We start from the raw sequence: 20,656 nt of genomic DNA, 5'->3' as shown, positions 1-20,656 counted from the left end.
CAGTGTTATTAAATTGTTAAATGTTATATTTTATGTTAATTGTTAGAAAAGCACTTCATTTTTGAAATAATTATTATAATTCAAGAAGTTATATTTTGAATACGATAAAACATATCTTTGTAAAAAATTTATTATAATGAGTAGAGAGGATAAATCTAAAAAAGGAAAGAGTTATGGAAGACAAGGTGGTGGTAGTAAAAAATTCTCCGGAAGACAGGGAGGAAATGCAAAAAGCAAGAGCTACGCTCGGGGAAACTCACCTCTAAAAAATACTCAATCATCTAAGCAAAGTCAACTAGCTCCAAACGAAATACGCCTTAATAAGTACATCGCCAATAGTGGAGTTTGTTCGCGTAGGGATGCAGATATCTATATTGCCTCTGGGAATGTTACCGTAAATGGTAAAGTGGTAACCGAAATGGGCTATAAGGTACAGCTTACCGATGAGGTTAAGTTCGATGGACGAGCTATCAATCCAGAAAAAAAGGCTTATGTTTTACTAAATAAGCCGAAGGGATTTGTAACTGCAAAATCAATAGAAAAAGGTAAGAAAACGGTAATGGAATTGGTGGCAAACGCTACCAAAAGTAGAATTTTACCAGTAGGGATGTTGGAAAGAAATTCTACCGGTTTGATGCTTTTTACCAATGATTTGGAGCTTTCCAAAAAATTAACTCAAGGTCCAGGATTTAGAAAAATCTACCATGTAACTCTCGACAAAAGTTTTAAGCACGAAGATTTACACAAAGTAAGGGAAGGAATCGTAATCGAGGATAAAGAGGTAAAAGTAGAAGAAATTTCTTTTATTGAAGGCGGTAATAAAAATGAAGTAGGGGTTAAAATTTATAGCAACCGAAACAAAATTGTTACCAAAATATTTAAGGAACTCGATTATGAGATAATAAAAATAGACAGGGTTGCTTACGACGGACTAACCAAAAAAGATATCCCAAGGGGAACTTGGAGGCATCTTACCAATCAAGAGGTCATAAACTTAAAAATGCTGTAATATATTCTCAAGCTCGACCTTGTTTGGGTTGTATTTGGGAATAGAGGTTTTTCCCCTATTTGATAGTTTTTTTACGGAAAGAAGATTTCTAAACGATTATTTTCTGGGTATGTCCGGTTTTCAGAAATTTTTAAAGATGTTTCAAAATAGGCTTTTCAAAATATACCTCTTTCAAAAACACCGCATAAATAAGGAGATATTCAATGGCTACCATCCATAGGTTTTCATTAAAAACCTCATTGGAATAAGAGTAATAGCTTAAAAATACCGCAAGGCTCCAAATTATTGGAAATTTGTAATTCGTAAACACGCATAATAATAGTGGTGTCGCCACGTACCAAGGGTGCACAGTAGTACTCAAAAAAAGATAGAAAGAAACAGCCATAAGCATAGATACCAACAATGTTTTTGGCTGTTGGTTTTTTCTGAAAAAGGCCATTCCTAACACAAACAAAAATACCAAAATGGCCAACCTTGTTCCTGCTGTTGCAATGATATTATATCCTTGTCTATAAAAACCAAATTCGCGTATTAAGTAATAAATACTTGCATTAAATTCGAATTTTTGAAACCAAAGCCCTATAGTTTCCCCATAATGTTGAATCATTTCTGAAGAAACAAAAGGTAAAAAGCTGGCACAAACCCCCAAGAAAACCACTAAATAAAAACCTAATAGCCTTAGTGTTCCTATCTTCTTACTGGTGTTATTATGGTAAAACCACCTTATAAACAGCGGTAATAATACCAGCGTAAGAAGTTTAACAGAAATAGATAATGAGAAAAGTAAAGCACCAACAATCCATTTTTGCTGAAGGATAAAAAACATACTTGCCACTAAAAAGAATAGCATGACCCCTTCAAAATGTAAATTCCCAGTGAGTTCTATAAGGATAAAAGGATTGAGAAAATACCAGAAAATTTGGTGCTGAGGTAATTTTAGCCATATTAGAATTTTTCTTCCAAAGTAAAGAATGCCTAAATCTGCCAGGATAATAAAAATCCTCATTGAAATAATGTTCCCCAATAAACTACTCCCGCCCAGTAGACTCCCTAAATAAAAGAATATTTGATTTACAGGAGGGTAATTGCTGTGGTTGGCAGCACTAAGTGGACCCATACCGTTATATAAACCTTGCCAATTTTCTGTAGCAAATAAATCTTTATTTATAAGGTTATCCGGAGCAAATAAATATGGGTTTACACCGTTTAACAATAGTTTCCCATCCCAAATGAAGCGGTAAAAATCTTGGGAAAGATTGGGCGTGGCAAAAAGAAAAATCAGTCGTGCTGAGATGCCAAAAATCACCAAAAACTCAAAGTTCCCTTTTTCAAATTGAAGTATTTTATAAGCAAAAAAGAAAAGCGCTGCATAAAGGCCAATTAACTTAGCAAAATCGCTTCGATGCAAATCGTATGCAAAACTCCAATAAAAAAGAAGTGAAGCAATAGCAAATATTAAAGGGTATTTATGGGTTTTCCAATAGGTTAGCATTTATACTCTAGCTGTTATGGAATGGAAAAATACAAAACCAAAACCAATAAAAAGCATCAAATGAAAAGGAAATAACGTAAAATCATTGAGCCAAAAGCCACTTATCATTCCGAAGAAAAAATAGAGCATGAGCAGTGCTTCCAAAACGATATTCCCGGAGACAGACTTGGCCAAGTATTTATTCCCCTTCCAACTATCGGATACATTCTTTATGTTGAATTTTGGGGTACGTACAAAATCGCTTCTTTTTCCTCTATGTCCTTCAATAACTGCAAAGCTATTATGTAATGTAAAACCAAGGATTACCGTAAAGAATGTTATGAACATTTGTGTATAGGCGAAGATGCTTTTCCATCCTTCATCCTGAATGTTTTTATAGGTAAACCAATAACAAAAATAAAGAATAAGTGTACTTAATATAAAGATTCCGGTTAGATCGAATATCCAAACAGGAAGAATGCTTTGGTGTTTAATGAATAATATGGGAACACTTAAAAAAGAGATTAAAAAAGCACACAAAAACATCGAGCTGTTGAGTAGGTGTATAAAACCGTGAAATTTGGTTTTGAAAGATAGATTTTTGGCACTCAATAAATTCCTGACTGTTTTTCTAAAGTTTTCTGCCCCCCCTTTGTTCCATCTGAACTGCTGTGTTCTTGCGGCACTTATTACCACAGGAAGTTCTGCCGGGGTCTCCACATCTTCCAAATATTTAAACTTCCAATTTTTTAATTGTGCCCGATAACTTAAATCCAAATCTTCCGTGAGGGTGTCGCCTTCCCAATTCCCGGCGTCGATAATACAAGTTTTTCTCCAAATACCTGCGGTACCGTTGAAATTTATAAAATGTCCCTTGGCATTTCTTCCTACCTGCTCGATCGTAAAATGGGCATCTAGGGCAAAGGCCTGTATTTTGGTAAGAATGGAATAGTTTCTGTTTATATGCCCCCAACGCGTTTGTACCACCCCAATATCTGGATCCTTAAAATAAGGGACTGTTTTTTTTAGCCAATCGCTTGCCGGAAGGAAATCGGCATCGAAAATGGCGATATAGTCGCCCGTTGCTGTTTCTAGTCCGGCTTTTAAAGCACCTGCCTTAAAACCTTTTCTGTTGTTGCGTATAACATGAGATATAGGGTATCCCATACTTTGAAGAACTCTTACTTTTTCGGCTGTTTCTACAAGCGATCCATCAGTAGAATCGTCGAGTACTTGAATTTCCAGCTTGTTGCTCGGGTATTCTAACTTTACAATATTCTCAAGCAACCTATCGATAACATATTCTTCATTGTAAATGGGAAGTTGAACGGTAACTTTGGGAATTTCCCTGGCGTCTAAAAAATTGAATTTGGGTTCGTTTAAGTTTTCGTTGCGGTACCTTAGATAATTAATGAGGAGATTCAGCTGTGTTAAACTATAAAATAGAATAAGCAGTAAAGCCAGAATATAAACACTTAGAATTATATATGAAACAAGCTCTAAAATCATTTAAAACTGTATTTAAAAATCCAACCTAAAATTTTCACTCCCGCCATAACGCTTCCTTTTACCGTGCCTGAAACTTTAGAAACCCCAATTCTATTCTTATAATGCACAGGGACTTCTACATAGCTCAAATTCTTTTTGAGGGCTTTTAACTGCATTTCCACCGTCCAACCATAGGTTTTGTCTACCATTTCCAATGCGAGCAATTTATGGTATTTTATAGCTCTAAACGGACCCAAATCTGTGAATTTTGCGTTAAAAAACAGCTTCATTAATGTGGTTGCCAACCAATTTCCAAAAACTTGCTGTGGGGTCATGGAATTGGGTTCACGCAACGCTTTTTTTCGAGCCCCTATCACTAAATCTATATCGTCCTCTAGGATTGGAGCAATTACCTTGGTTAGTTCTTCCGGGTAATCGGAGTAATCGCCATCTAAAAATACTATAATATCTGGTTGTTCCTGGCTTTTAGCAATGTATTCCATCCCCTTTAAGCAGGCATAACCATAACCTTTTCGGTTTTCATTCAAAACCGTGGCGCCCGCTTTTTTGGCTGCAGCTTCGGTAGCATCTGTAGAATTATTGCTCACCACAATTACCTCCTTCACAATCTTCGGAATTTCCTGAATCACTAAACCTATGGAAGCTTCTTCATTAAAAGCTGGAATGATTACTTTTATGTTATTCATTCCCTAAGGTCTTTTAAACTGTTTTCTTTTTTAAAACTTTCCATGGAATCCCATTCACCGACTAAGCTGTCGTTTTTAAATTTTCGGCACAAAACCGGCTTTTTATTTCGATATTGAATACTGTAACCGTTTAACATATCGTCCTGATACTGACATTTTTTTACCATCAGGTTATTTTTATATACAATCCACCATCCTGTTTTCTTTCCCGCATTGTAATGTCCTTGACGGATCTTATCTCCATTTTCATTATAATAATACCAGAAATCCTCTTTTTTCCCACTTTTATAATGTCCTTCCTGTTTTAAAACACCAGAGGGATAGTAATACTTCCAATATTTTTCTTTTACTGAATTTTGCACCCATCCTTCGGAAGCCAAAACACCTTCTTGATGATAACTTTTTTGATACGAATACTCTTGCGCAAAGATACCAATAGGGATACTGAGAAAAAGTAAAGCGATTATTTTTTTTGCGTAAATCAAGAATTCTAAATTAAGTGCTTGATTATTAGTTCGCTTTTATAACGGAATCTTACGTTAATTTTTGTTTTGTTTCACTAAATCCAATAAATCAACATCATTTCCCAATAAAACCGCATCGCTGTTGATACGTCCCTTTGGTTTATCGTTTTCCAACTTAAGCACTCCTCTTGGGCAAACCGCCGAGCAAATACCGCAGCCTACACAAGAAGCTCTTACAATATTTTCACCCTTTTGGGCATAGGCACGAACATCGATACCCATTTCGCAATATGTTGAGCAATTTCCGCAGGAAATACATTGTCCGCCATTTGTGGTAATTCTAAATTTCGAAAACAACCGCTGTTGGAGTCCGAGTATGGCAGCCATAGGACAGCCAAAACGGCACCACACACGGTTTCCAAAAATAGGGTAGAACCCGGTGCCGATTACCCCAGAAAAAATAGATCCAATAAGAAAACCGTAGGTAGACCGTAAAGTCTCAGGATTAAATATAAAAACACTGCTTCCGCTTAAATAATGAATGGCAATAAGGCCCAAGGTAATGGCCAAATACCCGATGGCTCCGTAGCGTGCATCTTTTTGGAGCTCTTCCTTTTTAAAATACCAAATAATGGCAAAAAGCAGTCCCAAAAAAACACCTACCCCAATGAGGAATAGATCCTTATTCAGCCAGTATTTAGAAGCGTCGTAACTTAGGTAGCTATGGATAACTGCAGTTGTCATTAAAACCACAAAAACCAAGACACTGTGTACAACCCAGCGTTCTACCTTCCAAGCAAACAGACTTTTATCCGATAGATGCCTAAAAGAATCACCAGAAGTTTCCGCAAGACCTCCACAGCCACAAACCCAAGAGCAGTACCAACGTTTTCCGTAGAAGTAAGTGAGAACGGGAGTGATAACAAAAATAGATAAGATTCCAAATGCCAATAATGCCATTCCAATATCTCCAGAACTTATAAAACCGTCCACGCGATATTGTTGAAAATTGTTATAATTAAGGGGCCATATATTTTTAAGGTCGTAATAAGGAATGTCTTTATAGGCTTCAGATTTTTTTAAACGAGCCATTACTTCGGGGATGATAAAAGCAAAAGAGGTTTGAAAAAACATCACGCTAATAGTCCTCAATATTTCGTAGCGGTTGTGTCTATATTTCCAAATAAATTTTATCCCGAAAGCAAAAATGGCAATGGTATAAAGCGTTCCGTAAACAAACCATTGGCTTGCCGGATTGCCGCTTAAAAAATAACTCAGCGGATCGAACAAAGCTATAACCCCTACATTGTCCCCTTCGTTTCTCAACCCCAAATACTGAGGGAAAAAATAAAGAACAATATAGAAACCTGTTAGGGCAATCCCGAGTAGCCAAGCTAAAAAACCACGGGAAGAAATTGATTTTTGCCAAACGCCGTCATTTTTTATTCCAGCTGATCTGTCGGCATATGCACCATAAGAAAATATCACAATCCCCAGAGTAATGGCAGATAGCGAGATTGTTAACCAAGTAGTTTTGTTTGGGAAACTCACATTAAAAAGGGCAAGTAACAAAACCCCTAAGCCAAACATTCCCAAAAGCACCGAAAATTTCTGAATAGTATTTAGAGCCACCGGCGGTTCTCCGGAAAGCGACATATTTCTTTGTACTGTGTTGTTCATCATAATATTTTAAGCCGATTGAAACTGATTGTCGAAGGTTCTTTTAATTTCTGAATAATACTTTTTGTAAAATTCCGGATCAAAATGAGCTTGGTTTAAGTTTTGGACCACGAACGCAACATCTTTTTCTTCTGAAATCCATTGATCAAATTTTTCATGGGAAAGCCTAATCCCAAAAGTATTGATGCCTAAAATAGCATTGGAGTCTTTGTGAAAGGAAATCCTGATGCATTTTTTACCATCGGGGTGTTCCCAGTAAAACTGTTTTTCGTAGTCTTTTGGTTTTGCCCAAACCCAACCATATGTTTGGTATTCTATGTCTAAAAACTTCGCTGAATTGAACCAGACCCCAGGATTGTAGGGCATTTTATTTCCGCAGATAGTTTGCGCAACCACTTCGCCCATCATTCTACCGGTATACCAAACAGCTTCTACAGGTTTTCTAAGGCCTGTGGGTTCCATTTGTTCGGCACAATCGCCAATGGCATAAATGTTGGAAATATTGGTTTCGAGGTATTTATTCACTTTAACCCCTTTCCCTATTTCAATGGAACTATTTTTTAAGAAATCTATGGCTGGTGAAACACCGGCGGTTAATCCTACCAAATCGCAATCAATTCTTTCACCTTTAGAGGTAATTACCGCAGTAGCTTTTCCCTTGTCGTCAGAGATAATTTCTTTGAGCTCAGTTTCCAGTTGTAGGTCGATATGGTGCTCGCGAATATGGTTTGCAACAAGGGTAGCTTCCCCTTCGGGAAGAATCCCGCCCCAAAAATTCTTTTCGCGAACGAGCATGGTTACCAGGATTTCCCTGGTACGAAGCATTTCTGCCAATTCAATACCTATAAGTCCGCCCCCAATAATAACCGCTCTTTTGCATACCTCTTTATTCGGGGCATTCTCTTCAAGAAGTTCTAGGTCTTGTTTAGAGTAGAGCCCTTGCACACCGTTTAGGTCCTCTCCCAGCCAACCAAATTTATTTGGTTTTGAGCCGCAGGCAATTATAAGATCATCGTAGTTTAAATGGTGTCCATCCTCGAAAATCAACTTATTGGCGTCGGTATCAATGCTATTTACATACCCTTCAATTAAATCGATATCGTTTTTTTTCCAAAACCAATTTTCATAGGGTTGTGTATGTTCAAACTTCATATGGCCCATATACACATACATTAAAGCCGTTCTAGAGAAAAAATATTGGGATTCAGCCGAAATAACACTGATTTTATAATCGCTTAATTTTCGAATATGCCTGGCGGCTGTAATGCCAGCAATTCCATTTCCAATGATGACGATGTGTTTCACACGATTAAATTTTGGTTTATCTATAATATACCTTAAAAACGCACACTATGTTTCCAGGCTCTCAAAAGTAGGTCGTATTGCAAGATAAGAACTTAAAAATTCAATTCAATTTAGAAGCATTTTAAATTGATTATCTCTAACTTTAAAAGAAAGATTTTTAAATGAAGGTTGTAAAAATTTTTGCGATTGCTTTTTCGATGGTCTTGGTAAATTGTGCCAGCAAGCAGGAGTCTATTTCCAAAATAAACGGTGTAAGTTTAGTGGCCTCACGGGATTCGTTACAGAAAACACAGGCAATGGCATTAAAAAATATCCATACCAATACCGTTGCTTTAATGCCCTTTGGTTTTTTGCGAAGCTTGGAGCATCCAGAGGTTGTCTACAGCGACGAAAAACAATGGTTTGGGGAACGAAAAGAGGGGATTGCTCAATATGCGAGGGAATTAAATTCATTGGGGATGGAATGTATGCTTAAACCACAGATTTGGGTTTGGGATGGTAAATTTACGGGAGATATTAAAATGAAAACCGAAAAAGATTGGAAACGACTGGAAGATTCCTACGAATCATTTATTCTCTTTTTTGCTGAAGTAGGGGAGTCGCTGAACATAAAATATTTTTGTATTGGTACCGAACTTCATTCGTTTGCCCTAGAAAGGCCCGCATTTTTTAAAGAACTCATCGTGAAAATCCGTCAACGATATTCCGGGGAGCTTACCTATGCTGAAAATTGGGACAGTTACCAAAAGATAAGTTTCTGGGGGGATTTAGATTTTATCGGGATCGATGCTTATTTTCCTTTGTCGAAGGTAAAAACACCGTCGGTGGCGGTTTTGTCGGACAATTGGAAAACCTATAAAAAACAAATGAAATCGCTTTCAGAAACATTTAATAAGCCTATTTTATTCACCGAATATGGTTATCGAAGCAGCGATTATGCAGCGAAAGCTCCTTGGGAACACCATAGGTCTACCACAAAAGCAAATCATACAGCACAGAGCAATGCACTGGAGGCCCTTTACCAAACTTTTTGGAAAGAGCCTTGGTTTGCTGGCGGTTTTCTATGGAAATGGTTCCCCGATTTAAATGCAGGAGGTTTAGATGACAACCGCTTTACTATACAGAATAAACCAGCCTTAAAAGTTGTCGCTAAATATTATTCTGAGGATCGTTGAGGTTACTTATGGTCTATTTTTTCCAAGTATCTCTTAATGTACATTTCATCCAATGCAGAAGAGTCTTTGTACTTTTCCCGTAGCTTTTGAAGGTCTTTTGTTAGTTTATCAACAACATCTTTATAGGCAGGGTCATTGTAAACATTATTCATTTCCTTGGGGTCTTTAATACGGTCGTACAACTCCCATTCATCTACATCATAATAGAAATGAACCAATTTGTATTTTTTGGTAACTATTCCATAGTGGCGTTTAACCATATGTATAGATGGATATTCGTAATAATGGTAATAGGCTGCTTCACGATCCCACTCCTCATTATTCCCTTTTAAAAGCGGCACCATACTTTCCCCTTGCATGTCGCTAGGAATTGGTATGCCCGCAGCGTCTAATAGTGTGGGGGCAAAGTCTAAATTTTGAACCATATCATCATTTACAACATCTTCTTTTATAATGCCAGGCCAACTAATCATAAGTGGTGTTCTAAACGATTCTTCGTAAATAAACCGCTTATCAAACCAGCCATGTTCCCCTAAATAAAATCCTTGATCTGAAGTGTACACTATAATGGTATTTTCAGTAAGGTTGTTTTCTTCCAAATATTCCAAAACCCTACCAACATTATCATCTACGGAAGCTATAGTGCCTAAATAATCTTGCATATACCGCTGGTATTTCCACTTCATTTTTTCCTCATCCGTCATTTTTGGCCAATTTTCCTTGAAATCCTTATTTATGGAATCCAGAATGGGGTCGTAAAGTGCTTTTTGGGCATCATTCGCTCTCCCATAAGGTCTAGAAAAGCCATTTTTAAAGGAGGCTACTTTGGGCTCTACATTGCCCATATCCTCTAAAGTTTCAGGTCTTATTTTGCTATCGTGACCATACTGCATATCATAAAGGATATTCATTTCGGCAGTTTTGGCTGCTGTACCACGGTTTTTATAATCGTCAAACAGCGTTTCAGGCTCGGGGAACGTTTTTTGGGTATACTCCTTAAATCGTTCTGGACTCGGCCACCATGGTCTATGGGGAGCTTTATGGAGGTACATAACCATAAAAGGTTTGTTTTTATCCCGTTTTTTATCCAGCCAATCAATGGTATAATCGGTGATAACATCGGTTACATAGCCTGTTATGGTGGTATCGCCTTTTTTGGTTATAAAGTCTGGGTTCAGGTAATTTCCCTGTCCCGGCAAAATCATAAAATCGTCTACCCCTTTTGGGTTGTTACCAAAATGTAACTTCCCAAACATAGCAGTTTGGTATCCTGCTTTTTGAAAGAGTTCTGGAAAAGTAACATTGGTAGTGTCGAAAGGGAAGTGATTATCTACTTTTCCATTAATATGGCTGTGTTTTCCAGTAAGGATGACCGCCCTTGAAGGTGCGCAGATAGAATTGGTAACGGAAGCATTAGTGAAAAGCATTCCCTTTTTTGCAATTTTATCGATGTTTGGGGTTTCAACAAGTTTGTCGGAATAAGCGCTAATGGCTTGGTAAGCATGATCGTCCGACATGATAAAAACAATATTGGGTCGCTGCTTTTTCTCGGTAGTTTCTTTCTTTGTTGGTTGTTCCTGGCAACTAAATAAGATTGAAATTACGAACAGGGGGAGAAACTTTTTAATAATCATAGGACGTGGTGGTGTTTGTATTTTAGGTTGATTGCCCTAAAGATAAAATTTTTTACATGAAAAAAGCCAACTCTTATGGAGTTGGCCTGTATATTTAAAATGACTTTTACTTAATCAAGAATACCGTCTACAATACCGTATTCTAAAGATTCTTCGGCGTTCATCCAATAATCACGATTAAAGTCTTTCATGATTTTCTCAAAATCCTGTCCGCAATTGTCGGCTAGTATTTTAGCACTAATTTCTTTTGTTTTAACGATTTCCCTTGCTTGAATTTCAATATTCGAGGCTTGTCCTTGTGCACCGCCACTAGGTTGGTGAATCATAACCCGAGCATATGGATATACAAAACGTCTTCCTTTTTCTCCCGCTGAAAGCAGAATTGATCCCATGGAAGCTGCAAAACCAGTACAAATTGTTGAAACCGGACTTTTAAGGGATTTCATGGTGTCGTGAATTGCAAAACCAGAGGTTACATATCCTCCTGGGCTGTTTATTATCAATTTAACTTCATCGTCACTTATGGAGTCCAAATATAAAAGTCGGTCGATAACATGTTTTGCCGATTTGTCGTCTACCTGTCCCCAAAGAAAAACTTTTCGTTCTTCCAAAAGGGCATTGTCTATTTTATCTTGAATTTTATTACTAGCCATATTCTTTTTTTTATTCTTCAAATATAATTATTTTGATTTAGTACAAAGTACTATTGGGTCTCCTTTTCAGCATTCCAAGGATACAATTCTTGATTCAAAAACTTTTTCGGGAACTTTTCATCTTCGTAAAAACCCAATTCAATATCCCTTCCGTCGTAGGGAATATAATTGGTTTTAAAAATATAGTCCCAAATACTTAGGGTTATTCCAAAATTAACGCCATAATTATTGGGCATTTTTTTGCTGTGGTGCCAAATGTGCATTTTCGGATTATTGAAGATATATTTTAATGGACCGTAATCCCAACCAACGTTGGCATGGTTTAAGTGCCCAATAGTAATGTTGAAAAAATGAACAATCGCCACTGCTTCAATAGTAAAGCCACCAATAATGGCTACGGGGATATACAACATCGATTTGTAAACAATAGGCTCCATCCAGTGATACCTAAAATGAGCGGCAAAGGCCATCTCCTTTACCGAATGATGGGTTTTGTGAAAATTCCAAAGAAAGGGAACCCGGTGCAACATAATATGGGTGCCCCATTGTATAAAATCGGCAACTAAGAAAAAAATTAATAAACCTACAAACCAAGGCAGTTGCGTAGCATCAAAGAGTTGAAAGTTGGAAACTGAGACTCCAAATAAACCTAGAAAATCATTAAAAATAGCTTCAGCCGTATTGGAGAGCGCTATTAAAGCGATTAAATTCAGAAGGAAAAAATTAAAGAATAGATAAAAAGTATCCAGCCAAAAATCCTTTCTGAATATTTTTTGATTTTTTCGCCAGGGGAATAAAATTTCGAGCAACCAAACTATAAGCGATATAACCAATAAGCCATAAAAGTAGTTTTCCCAATGAAACCTTGTGATCTCATCAAGGAGGTAGTTAAAATACCCCGAATAGGAATCTTTTATGATGTTGAAGTATTTGTTCAATTTTAAAATGTAATTTTTATGTCACCCCTGAGTTAGTCGAAGGGTAATTTGATGCTTCAATATGCTTCGACAAGCTCAGCATGACAACATAGTTTATCCGTTATGCGATTTCTCGCTACGCTCGAAATAACTTTCAATGTGCAAAAGCATAGTTCAGCACTGGCAGGCTCAGGGCGACAGTAATTTTCTAACAACAGCCACCACCATCGTAATGCCAAGTGGATTCTGATATAAAAATATCGTCTCGGTTTAGGTTTTTAAGTGCGTTTGCAGTTTTGTCGCAAATGGCCAAAGGTTGATTTTGTAATAATATGTGTCCTTTTTTATCGTCGAAATAGTCTTCCTTTCCATAATAAATGGCAGTTTTTCCTGTAAAAATACACGGCCCGTCTTCTGGCATAGGATCTTTTATGGCAGCCACTTCTATCGATTCAATATAAATCAATTCGTTAGTGTTGTAATGGTTGGGGTCTAGAATTCGGTAGGGTTTTCTGGCGCGAATTTCAATAGTTCCAAAACCGGCATCGGTAAGCATTTTTACGTAATCTTTAATTGGAAGGCTTCCGCTTAGACAAAGTGCCCTTAATTGTTCATCATTGCGCAATTCATCGCTCATGGATTGTTCGCATGTAGGATCGCTCATTACCAGCCTTCCGTGTGGTTTTAGAACACGGTACATCTCAGCAATTGCTTTCTGTAACTCTTCCGTTTTAAAGATATTGAATAGGCAATTTTGTGCCGCCACATCGATACTGTTGTCTTCTACCGGCAAACGTAGCGCGTCGCCATTTTTTAAATCTACAAATTCACTTTTAAACCAGCTATTTTGAGTTTCGGCTTCTTTAAAGTTTTTTCGGGATGCTTCCAACATTTCATCAACCACATCGACCCCGATAACACCATTTTTTTGTCTTGAAAAATAGGAAAATTGTAAAAGTTCCATACCACCACCAACGCCAACATATAATATTTTAGGGTTGTTTACCAAATCCCTCGGGTGAACCGTGCTCCCACAACCATAGTTCATTTCCTGCATAATTTTCGGGATTTTTAGGCCCGGTAATTCCCAAATGGGATTGGTGGTACAGCACAGACCCACATCTGGCGTTAATGCTGCTTCCTTGTAAACATTTTTGGTAGTTTCTAAATAGCTCATAATTGCTTAATCAATTTTTTAAAAAGCGTTATCATTTTAGGTTCGGCTTCGCCGGCAATTTTTATAATTTCCTCAATGTCAATAGGCGAGAGATTATCAGGATCACCTTCATCTGTAATTACGGAAATAGCAGCTATTGGTAATTGTAAATGGTTGGCAACAATAACTTCTGGTACCGTACTCATTCCCACGGCGTCTGCACCTATAATTTTTAAGTAACGGTACTCGGCCTTGGTTTCCAATTGTGGCCCTACAACCGAAGCATAGACTCCTTTTTGTAGGGTAATATTTTCTTTTTCTGCTACCTTAATTAAGGTTTTTCGCATATCTAAATCGTAAGGCTCGCTCATGTCTACAAATCGTTCGCCGAACTGGCTAACCCCTTTAAACGCAAGTGGAGAACCTCCTTGTAAATTTATATGATCTTCAATAAGCATTAAATCCCCTTTTTTAAAGTCGAGATTAATAGATCCTGCAGCATTGGAAATTAATAATTTTTTGATGCCGAGCTGATGCATGGCACGAATGGGATAAGTAATGTCTATAAAATCATAACCTTCGTATAAATGAAAACGGCCTTGCATAACCACCACTTTTTTACCTTCTATTTCCCCATAGATAAGTTTTCCGCTATGGAACTCTACCGTTGCCAGTGGAAAAAATGGAATGTGGTTGTAATGGGCTACAATTGGGTTTTCAATTTCGTCTACCAATTTTCCTAAACCGGTACCCAAAACAATACCGATTTCCGGATTTTCAAATCCTTTACTTTCTAAATATGCAGTGGTTTCTTGTAACTGTTTTTTGGTCATATTTTTAATTTATTTTCAAATCCGACACTTAAAATATCAAAATTTTAATTAGGGAGGATGAATTTTTTAAATGCAGGATGCTCTTTTATATCGTCGTAAATATCTATATCGTTGAGTTCTTCCAACAAAGCTACATCAAGAGATTTTAAACTTTGTAAAGTATCTCTTAAAACCGAACTTGTTCCCCAATTTTTTTGTTGAAATACCTCTGGAACCATTTGCTTTAAGCCTAAAAGATAATAACCTCCATCTTTTGCAGGGCCTATAACCGCATCGTGATCATCCAATTTTTCAAATGCCTGTTGAAGGTGCTTTTCAGTTAGGTCGTAAAGATCGCTTCCTATAATAACAACTTTAGTGTACCCAGCTGCAAAACTCTCCTGAAAAGCGTTTGCCATTCGTGCACCCAAATCATGCCCAGTTTGTGCTTGTTTAGTGAAAATTGTAGCATCCCAAAGATCTTTTTTTGGGATTTCTTCAGAATAATAAACATTTTTATCGCAAAGAATCCTTCCAGTTACTTCCGAAGTCCTGTTTAGGAGAAATTTATAAATTTCCAATGCTTTTTCATCGCCTAAAGTCTTTGCCAATCTTGTTTTTACCTTCCCTAAAACAGGATTTCGGGTAAAAATTAGAAGTACGTTTTTTTCTTTCATACGTACATTTTTTAAGCTACAGAACCTTGACAGCTACTGCCAGAACCTGCGGTGCAGCCATAGCAATGCTGGGAGATAATTATATCCCTGTCGTTTAAAACAGCTTCGTTGTATTCGCTAATATGTTTTACTTTACTGGCTACCTTTAATTCGAGCATTTGATTAAAATCACAATCATACAACCAACCATCCCAACTCACCGAAATGGTATTGGTGCACATTACGTTGCTCACTGCGGAAGGGTTAAAAGCCTCCACTAAACTATACATATAATCCTCGTAATTATCTGAGGCGATTAGATATTCTAAAAACCTGGAAATGGGAAGGTTGGTAATAGCGAACAAATTATGAAACTGAATCCCAAAATCGTCCATTAAAGCCTTTTTAAAGTCCTTTTCCATGGATGCTTGATTGGTAGGGAGAAAAGCCCCTGCAGGATTGTAAACTAAATCCAGTTTTAAATCGCTTCCCGGCATCCCGTACCCTACGTTATTAAGTTTTTTGAGCGCTTCTATCGACTTGTTGAAAACACCTTCCCCTCTTTGTTTATCTGTTTTTCCTTTCGTCCAATGTGGCATCGATGAAACTACATGAACATTGTGTTTTTTAAAAAACTCAGGAAGATCGTGGTATTTTTTATTGGCTTCAATAATGGTTAAATTACTCCTTACAATAAAATCTTTTACACCTGCCTTGGAAGCTTCTTCTACAAACCATCTAAAATTAGGATTCATCTCTGGAGCACCACCCGTGAGATCCAAAGTATGTGCCCCTGTTGTTTTTATAACGTCTATGCATTGCAGCATGGTTTCCTTGGTCATAATTTCCTTACGATCGGGCCCAGCATCTACATGGCAATGCGAACACACTTGGTTGCACATATAGCCAACGTTTATCTGTAAGATTTCCAGTTTTTTGGGTCGCAAGGGAAACTGATTTGTTTCTGCGATTTTTTGCTTAAAAGTGGGTAGTTCCCCATTGGCAAAAATCCCGTGGGAAAGAATCTCTAATTGATTTTCTGTTTCTGAAAGTTTGTTTTTTCTCTTATGTAGCGACTGTGTCGACATCCTGTGGTTTTAAAAAATTAAAGAATAAGGCTGTATTTCATTTAAAATGGAATAATTGAATAGTTTCTTGCATTCCTAGTAGTACCTACGCATTTAATACGGAAGCGGTTTCGTTACTCTTTTGGATAATTTGTTTAAGTCGCCAATGAGCAATTAACTTTTAGGAATTTAAATAAAAAAGATTACATGGATAACTTATCGTATTTTTTCATCATTTGCACCCCGTGTACCAATGTAGCACCGCTTTCTATGGCAGCTCCGGCGTGTACCGCCTCCATCATTTCTTCTTTTGTAATGCCACGTTGCAATCCGTCTTGGGTGTATGCATCGATACAATAAGGGCATTTTACAACATGTGCTACCGCCAAAGCGATTAATGATTTCTCCCGGGCAGAAAGCGCACCTTCTTCAAAAACCTTTCCGTAGTAATCAAAAAATTTAGCTCCCAGTTCTTCACTCCATTCAGAAATTTTAGGGAATTTTTTTAAGTCTTTTGGGTCGTAGTATGTGTTATCCATAGTATTTTAAAGTTAAAATAATGATTTAATAATTCTGAATATATAATTGGACGTTTTTATTCTCCTTTCTTACACAAAAAAATTATATATCGTAATTTAGTTGTACAGTAAATGTAAAAGAAAAATATCTGCAAACTATGAAAAAAGGATTTTTAATAGATATGGATGGCGTGATCTATGGTAATGACACCCTAATTCCTGGCGCCGATAAGTTTATAAAAACATTGCAAAAAGAGGATATCCCTTTTCTTTTTATGACGAACAACAGTCAGCGTACCCCTTTGGATGCCGTTAACAAGGTAGCTCGAATGGGTATTAAAATTAAAGAAGAGAACGTATATACCAGTGCAATGGCCACCGCTTATTTTTTATCTTTTATGAATCCCAATGGAACAGCCTATGTCCTTGGGGAAGGAGGTTTAATAACAAGTTTGCATCAGCATGGATACACCTTGGTTAACCAGAATCCAGATTTTGTGGTGGTGGGGGAAGGACGTAATTTTACTTTGGAAATGGTAAATAATGCGGTAGACATGATCCTTTCAGGTGCCAAACTAATAGCTACCAATCTAGATCCTTCACCTATGAAGAAAGGGTGGTCTAATTTAGGGATCAAGGCAATCGTGGCCATGATAGAAGAGGCTACCGGCAAAAAGGCTTTTTCCGTTGGAAAACCGAGTCCGGTTATGATGCGTTCAGCAAGAAAATATTTAGGTTTAGAAGCGCGTGAAACTATTATAATTGGAGATACCATGGATACCGATATTCTCGGGGGAGTTCAATTAGGGTATACTACAATTTTAACCCTCTCTGGTGTCTCGAAAGCCGAAGAATTGAATAATTACGCTTTTAAACCAGATATGATTATTAACTCGGTCGCAGAACTAGATTTAAAAAAGGCTTTGGAACTTCAATAGAATTATTATCTTTCGGCTTAAATTTTTGAAAGGTGAAAAATTTAGGTATTAAATTTCTAGGAATTCTAGGCTTAGTTCTTTTGGTTGGCTGTAAAGAAAATCAGTCAAAACAAACGGAGACAGAGGTAGAAGTGCTCTTCAGCGATTCCACAGAGGTTAGACCTAATTTTCATTTTACCCCACCCAGCGGTTGGATGAACGATCCCAACGGTTTGGTTTACAACGATGGTACCTATCATTTGTTTTATCAACATTATCCAGACTCCATAGTTTGGGGGCCTATGCACTGGGGACACGCCACGAGCGAAGATTTATTGAACTGGGAAAACAAACCCATTGCAATTTATCCGGACAGCCTAGGCTATATTTTCTCTGGAAGTGCAGTTTTCGATAAAAATAATACTTCAGGTTTAGGTGCAAAGGAAACACCACCATTGGTAGCTATGTTTACCTACCACGATCCCATTGGGGAAAAGGAAGGAGCCAACAATTACCAAACACAGGGAATCGCTTATAGCACAGATAACGGAAAAAGTTGGAAAAAATATAAAGGCAACCCTGTTGTTGGTAACGACAATATGAAAGATTTTAGGGACCCTAAGGTGTTTTGGAATGAAGAAACCAAAAACTGGATATTACTATTAGTGGCTGGAGATCATTTAAAAATTTATAATTCGAATAATTTAATCGACTGGAAGCTTTTAAGTGAATTCGGTAGGGAAAAAGGTTCTCATGTTGGTGTTTGGGAATGCCCAGACCTTTTTAAGTTAAAAGTAGGGGAAACTGACGAAGAAAAATGGGTGTTGTTGATAAGTGTAAATGCAGGTGGGCCTAACCGAGGTTCTGCCACACAATATTTTGTAGGGGATTTTGATGGTGAAAAGTTTACCTCTGCCCAAAAAGATACAAGATGGTTAGGTTGGGGAGCCGATAATTATGCCGGGGTTACTTATAACAATGTTCCAGATAACAAAAGGATATTCATCGGCTGGATGAACAATTGGATGTATGGGCAAGAAACACCCACCAGCACTTGGAGAAGCGCTATGACCCTCCCAAGGGAGTTAAGCTTAAGTAAGATTAACGATGAATACACCCTTATGAATTATCCTGTAGAAGGATTGAACAGCCTTAGGGAAGAAATAACTATTGGCAAAAAAGAGGATGGAATAACGGCCAAAACTTTTAATCAAACAGAGATCGCTATTAATGTTTCTAAAAAAGATTTTGAACTGAATTTCTCCAATACTCTAAAAGATACTCTAAAATTAGCATTGCATAAAGGAGTTTTTACGGTGGATAGAAGTAAAAGCGGACTAACCGGTTTTAACGAGTCCTTTGCCGATAAAATCCATCAAATGCCAGTGCCTGATCTTCCAGATGGAACATATGAGATCCGTTTAATAATTGATGTTTCTTCAGTAGAAATATTTATTAACGGAGGGCAGTATGTAATGACTGAACAGATCTTCCCGAGAACACCTTATACAAAAATAAGTACACGTAATATATCATTTAAAAACTCTAAAATTTTCAAATTAAAATCAACCAAACCTAACTATGAATAAAGTATTGCAATGGGCCATCATCATCTCCCTTGGTGGCTTTCTTTTCGGTTTTGATACCGCAGTTATTTCAGGAGCAGAACAATCAATTCAACAAGTCTGGCAATTAAGCGATCTCATGCATGGCTTCGCTATTGCCATTGCCCTTTATGGAACGCTGGTAGGAGCTATTTTTGGGGGCTTCCCATCCGACAAGTTCGGGAGAAGAACCACTTTATATTGGATCGCAATCTTGTTTTTGGTATCTGCCATAGGATCTGCCTTGGCACCTGAAGTATATTCTTTTACAATCTTTAGATTTATTGGAGGGGTTGCGGTTGGAGCTTCCTCGGTAACAGCGCCTATTTATATCTCTGAAATTTCCCAAGCTCACAATAGAGGGAAGTTAGTAGCTTCATTTCAATTGAATTTGGTGTTGGGTATCCTTATGGCCTATGTTTCCAACTACCTTATCAGTTTATTAAATTTAGAAAGTGCCTGGCGATGGATGTTAGGGGTGGAAGCACTTCCAGCTTTAGCCTTCGCTTTATTGGTTAAAAAACTACCACGAAGTCCGCGTTGGGTGTTGGCAAAACATGGAGAGGAAGAAGAAGCGTTGGAAACATTAAAGCTTATAAACGCTTCCAATTATAATGAAGAATTTGAAGCCATAAAGCAATCCCTTCATGAGGATGCTCAAAAAACTTCTTTAAAAGAGCGTTTCTTTTCCAAGAAATACAGCTTTTTAATTCTTTTGGCATTTCTTTTTGCCTTTTTTAATCAACTTTCGGGTATAAACTCGGTTATTTATTACGCGCCAAGAATATTTAAGGCCGCCGGTTTGGGGAGCGAATCATCTCTTTTTTCTACGGTTGGAATTGGTATTGTTAATTTAATATTCACTTTAATCGGGATGTATCTTATCGATAGAAGTGGGCGAAAAAAGCTGATGTACATAGGTTCTATTGGGTATATTGTCTCCCTGTTTTTTATTGGTAGGGCTTTCGACCTTGGAAACACCAGCGGAAGTATTGTTCCCATTTTATCATTTCTTTTTATAGCCTCTCATGCCATTGGTCAAGGAGCCGTAATTTGGGTGTTTATTTCTGAAATTTTCCCAAACAAAGTGAGAGCCTATGGAATGTCTTTAGGAAGCTCCACACATTGGATTTTCGCAGCGCTCATCACCAACTTTTTTCCGTATTTCACCAAAACCGTTGGTCCGTCCTACATTTTCTACTTTTTCGCAGGAATGATGGTTTTGCAATTGCTTTTTGTTATCTTTTTGATGCCAGAAACCAAAGGGAAATCTTTAGAGGAATTGTCGAAGTCTTTATTAAAAGAGTAAGTTTATACTAAACAAATAGAGGTGACTTTATTTCTACGGTTTGGTGTAGAGTGTTAAATAATGGCTTTATTAACTGGAAATCATTCAATTTTAGTTAATTTAAGACATCCTAAA

The 20,656-nt window shown here is 37.4% G+C and carries 19 protein-coding genes; 5 read left to right on the top strand and 14 right to left on the bottom strand.

The genetic code is table 11. The features are described 5' to 3' along the window. Positions 1-136 precede the first annotated feature (136 nt). Positions 137-1,009, top strand: coding sequence for a pseudouridine synthase (locus tag HX109_RS04160; protein ID WP_178949945.1), 873 nt, complete (start codon positions 137-139; stop codon positions 1,007-1,009). Positions 1,010-1,139: 130 nt separating this feature from the next. Here the strand turns inward: HX109_RS04160 and HX109_RS04155 are convergent, their stop codons facing one another. Genes HX109_RS04155 through HX109_RS04130 form a run of 6 tightly spaced genes read right to left on the bottom strand, consistent with a single transcriptional unit; the run spans position 1,140 to position 8,124 of the window. Then, complete coding sequence (locus HX109_RS04155) at positions 1,140-2,501, bottom strand: mannosyltransferase (protein WP_178949944.1); 1,362 nt, start codon at positions 2,499-2,501, stop codon at positions 1,140-1,142. Further along, a complete protein-coding gene (locus HX109_RS04150; protein ID WP_178949943.1) occupies positions 2,502-3,989 on the bottom strand; it encodes a cellulose synthase family protein in 1,488 nt (495 codons plus the stop codon). After that, entirely contained in the window at positions 3,986-4,675 is a 690-nt protein-coding gene (locus HX109_RS04145) for a glycosyltransferase family 2 protein (RefSeq protein ID WP_178949942.1), read from the bottom strand. The genes HX109_RS04150 and HX109_RS04145 overlap by 4 nt, the downstream gene beginning before the upstream one ends. Beyond that, a complete protein-coding gene (locus HX109_RS04140) occupies positions 4,672-5,160 on the bottom strand; it encodes a toxin-antitoxin system YwqK family antitoxin (protein WP_178949941.1) in 489 nt (162 codons plus the stop codon). Before HX109_RS04140 ends, HX109_RS04145 begins: the two co-directional genes overlap by 4 nt. Positions 5,161-5,214: 54 nt before the next feature. Beyond that, positions 5,215-6,819 (bottom strand): 4Fe-4S binding protein, encoded by a 1,605-nt coding sequence (locus HX109_RS04135; protein WP_178954037.1) that lies wholly within the window; start codon positions 6,817-6,819, stop codon positions 5,215-5,217. Between the two features lie 9 nt (positions 6,820-6,828). After that, positions 6,829-8,124, bottom strand: a complete 1,296-nt coding sequence (locus HX109_RS04130; protein WP_178949940.1) for an NAD(P)/FAD-dependent oxidoreductase — start codon at positions 8,122-8,124, stop codon at positions 6,829-6,831. A 161-nt stretch (positions 8,125-8,285) separates the two neighbouring features. Between HX109_RS04130 and HX109_RS04125 the strand changes: the two genes are divergently transcribed. Then, complete coding sequence (locus HX109_RS04125; protein ID WP_178949939.1) at positions 8,286-9,299, top strand: glycoside hydrolase family 113; 1,014 nt, start codon at positions 8,286-8,288, stop codon at positions 9,297-9,299. A 2-nt stretch (positions 9,300-9,301) separates the two neighbouring features. Here HX109_RS04125 and HX109_RS04120 read toward each other — a convergent pair whose 3' ends face one another. The 8 genes from HX109_RS04120 to HX109_RS04085 all read right to left on the bottom strand — a co-directional run bounded on the left by HX109_RS04120 (position 9,302) and on the right by HX109_RS04085 (position 16,733). Continuing rightward, a complete protein-coding gene (locus HX109_RS04120) occupies positions 9,302-10,933 on the bottom strand; it encodes a sulfatase (RefSeq protein ID WP_178949938.1) in 1,632 nt (543 codons plus the stop codon). 110 nt (positions 10,934-11,043) lie between these two features. Next, complete coding sequence (locus HX109_RS04115; protein WP_178949937.1) at positions 11,044-11,586, bottom strand: ClpP family protease; 543 nt, start codon at positions 11,584-11,586, stop codon at positions 11,044-11,046. 50 nt (positions 11,587-11,636) lie between these two features. Further along, a complete protein-coding gene (locus HX109_RS04110) occupies positions 11,637-12,524 on the bottom strand; it encodes a sterol desaturase family protein (protein ID WP_178949936.1) in 888 nt (295 codons plus the stop codon). Positions 12,525-12,711: 187 nt separating this feature from the next. Next, positions 12,712-13,680: an arsenosugar biosynthesis arsenite methyltransferase ArsM gene (gene arsM / locus HX109_RS04105; RefSeq protein ID WP_178949935.1), complete on the bottom strand. Its 969-nt coding sequence runs from the start codon at positions 13,678-13,680 to the stop codon at positions 12,712-12,714. After that, positions 13,677-14,492, bottom strand: coding sequence for a purine-nucleoside phosphorylase (locus HX109_RS04100; protein ID WP_178949934.1), 816 nt, complete (start codon positions 14,490-14,492; stop codon positions 13,677-13,679). The genes arsM and HX109_RS04100 overlap by 4 nt, the downstream gene beginning before the upstream one ends. Positions 14,493-14,536: 44 nt before the next feature. Next, complete coding sequence (locus HX109_RS04095; RefSeq protein WP_178949933.1) at positions 14,537-15,148, bottom strand: TIGR04282 family arsenosugar biosynthesis glycosyltransferase; 612 nt, start codon at positions 15,146-15,148, stop codon at positions 14,537-14,539. 11 nt (positions 15,149-15,159) lie between these two features. Beyond that, complete coding sequence (gene arsS, locus HX109_RS04090) at positions 15,160-16,215, bottom strand: arsenosugar biosynthesis radical SAM (seleno)protein ArsS (RefSeq protein ID WP_178949932.1); 1,056 nt, start codon at positions 16,213-16,215, stop codon at positions 15,160-15,162. 182 nt (positions 16,216-16,397) lie between these two features. Continuing rightward, positions 16,398-16,733 (bottom strand): arsenosugar biosynthesis-associated peroxidase-like protein, encoded by a 336-nt coding sequence (locus HX109_RS04085; protein WP_178949931.1) that lies wholly within the window; start codon positions 16,731-16,733, stop codon positions 16,398-16,400. A gap of 137 nt (positions 16,734-16,870) precedes the next feature. Here HX109_RS04085 and HX109_RS04080 point away from each other — a divergent pair, with 137 nt between their 5' ends. From HX109_RS04080 to HX109_RS04070, 3 genes are read left to right on the top strand one after another with little or no spacing between them, the layout of a single operon-like run. After that, positions 16,871-17,650: an HAD-IIA family hydrolase gene (locus HX109_RS04080; protein ID WP_178949930.1), complete on the top strand. Its 780-nt coding sequence runs from the start codon at positions 16,871-16,873 to the stop codon at positions 17,648-17,650. Positions 17,651-17,682: 32 nt separating this feature from the next. Beyond that, complete coding sequence (locus HX109_RS04075) at positions 17,683-19,218, top strand: glycoside hydrolase family 32 protein (protein ID WP_255462761.1); 1,536 nt, start codon at positions 17,683-17,685, stop codon at positions 19,216-19,218. Further along, positions 19,211-20,542, top strand: a complete 1,332-nt coding sequence (locus HX109_RS04070; RefSeq protein WP_178949929.1) for a sugar porter family MFS transporter — start codon at positions 19,211-19,213, stop codon at positions 20,540-20,542. The genes HX109_RS04075 and HX109_RS04070 overlap by 8 nt, the downstream gene beginning before the upstream one ends. The last annotated feature ends 114 nt before the right edge of the window (positions 20,543-20,656 follow it).

The sequence above is a fragment of the Galbibacter sp. BG1 genome, from assembly GCF_013391805.1.
Classification (GTDB): Bacteria; Bacteroidota; Bacteroidia; order Flavobacteriales; family Flavobacteriaceae; genus Galbibacter.
This window is presented reverse-complemented; position numbering and strand designations above follow the sequence as displayed.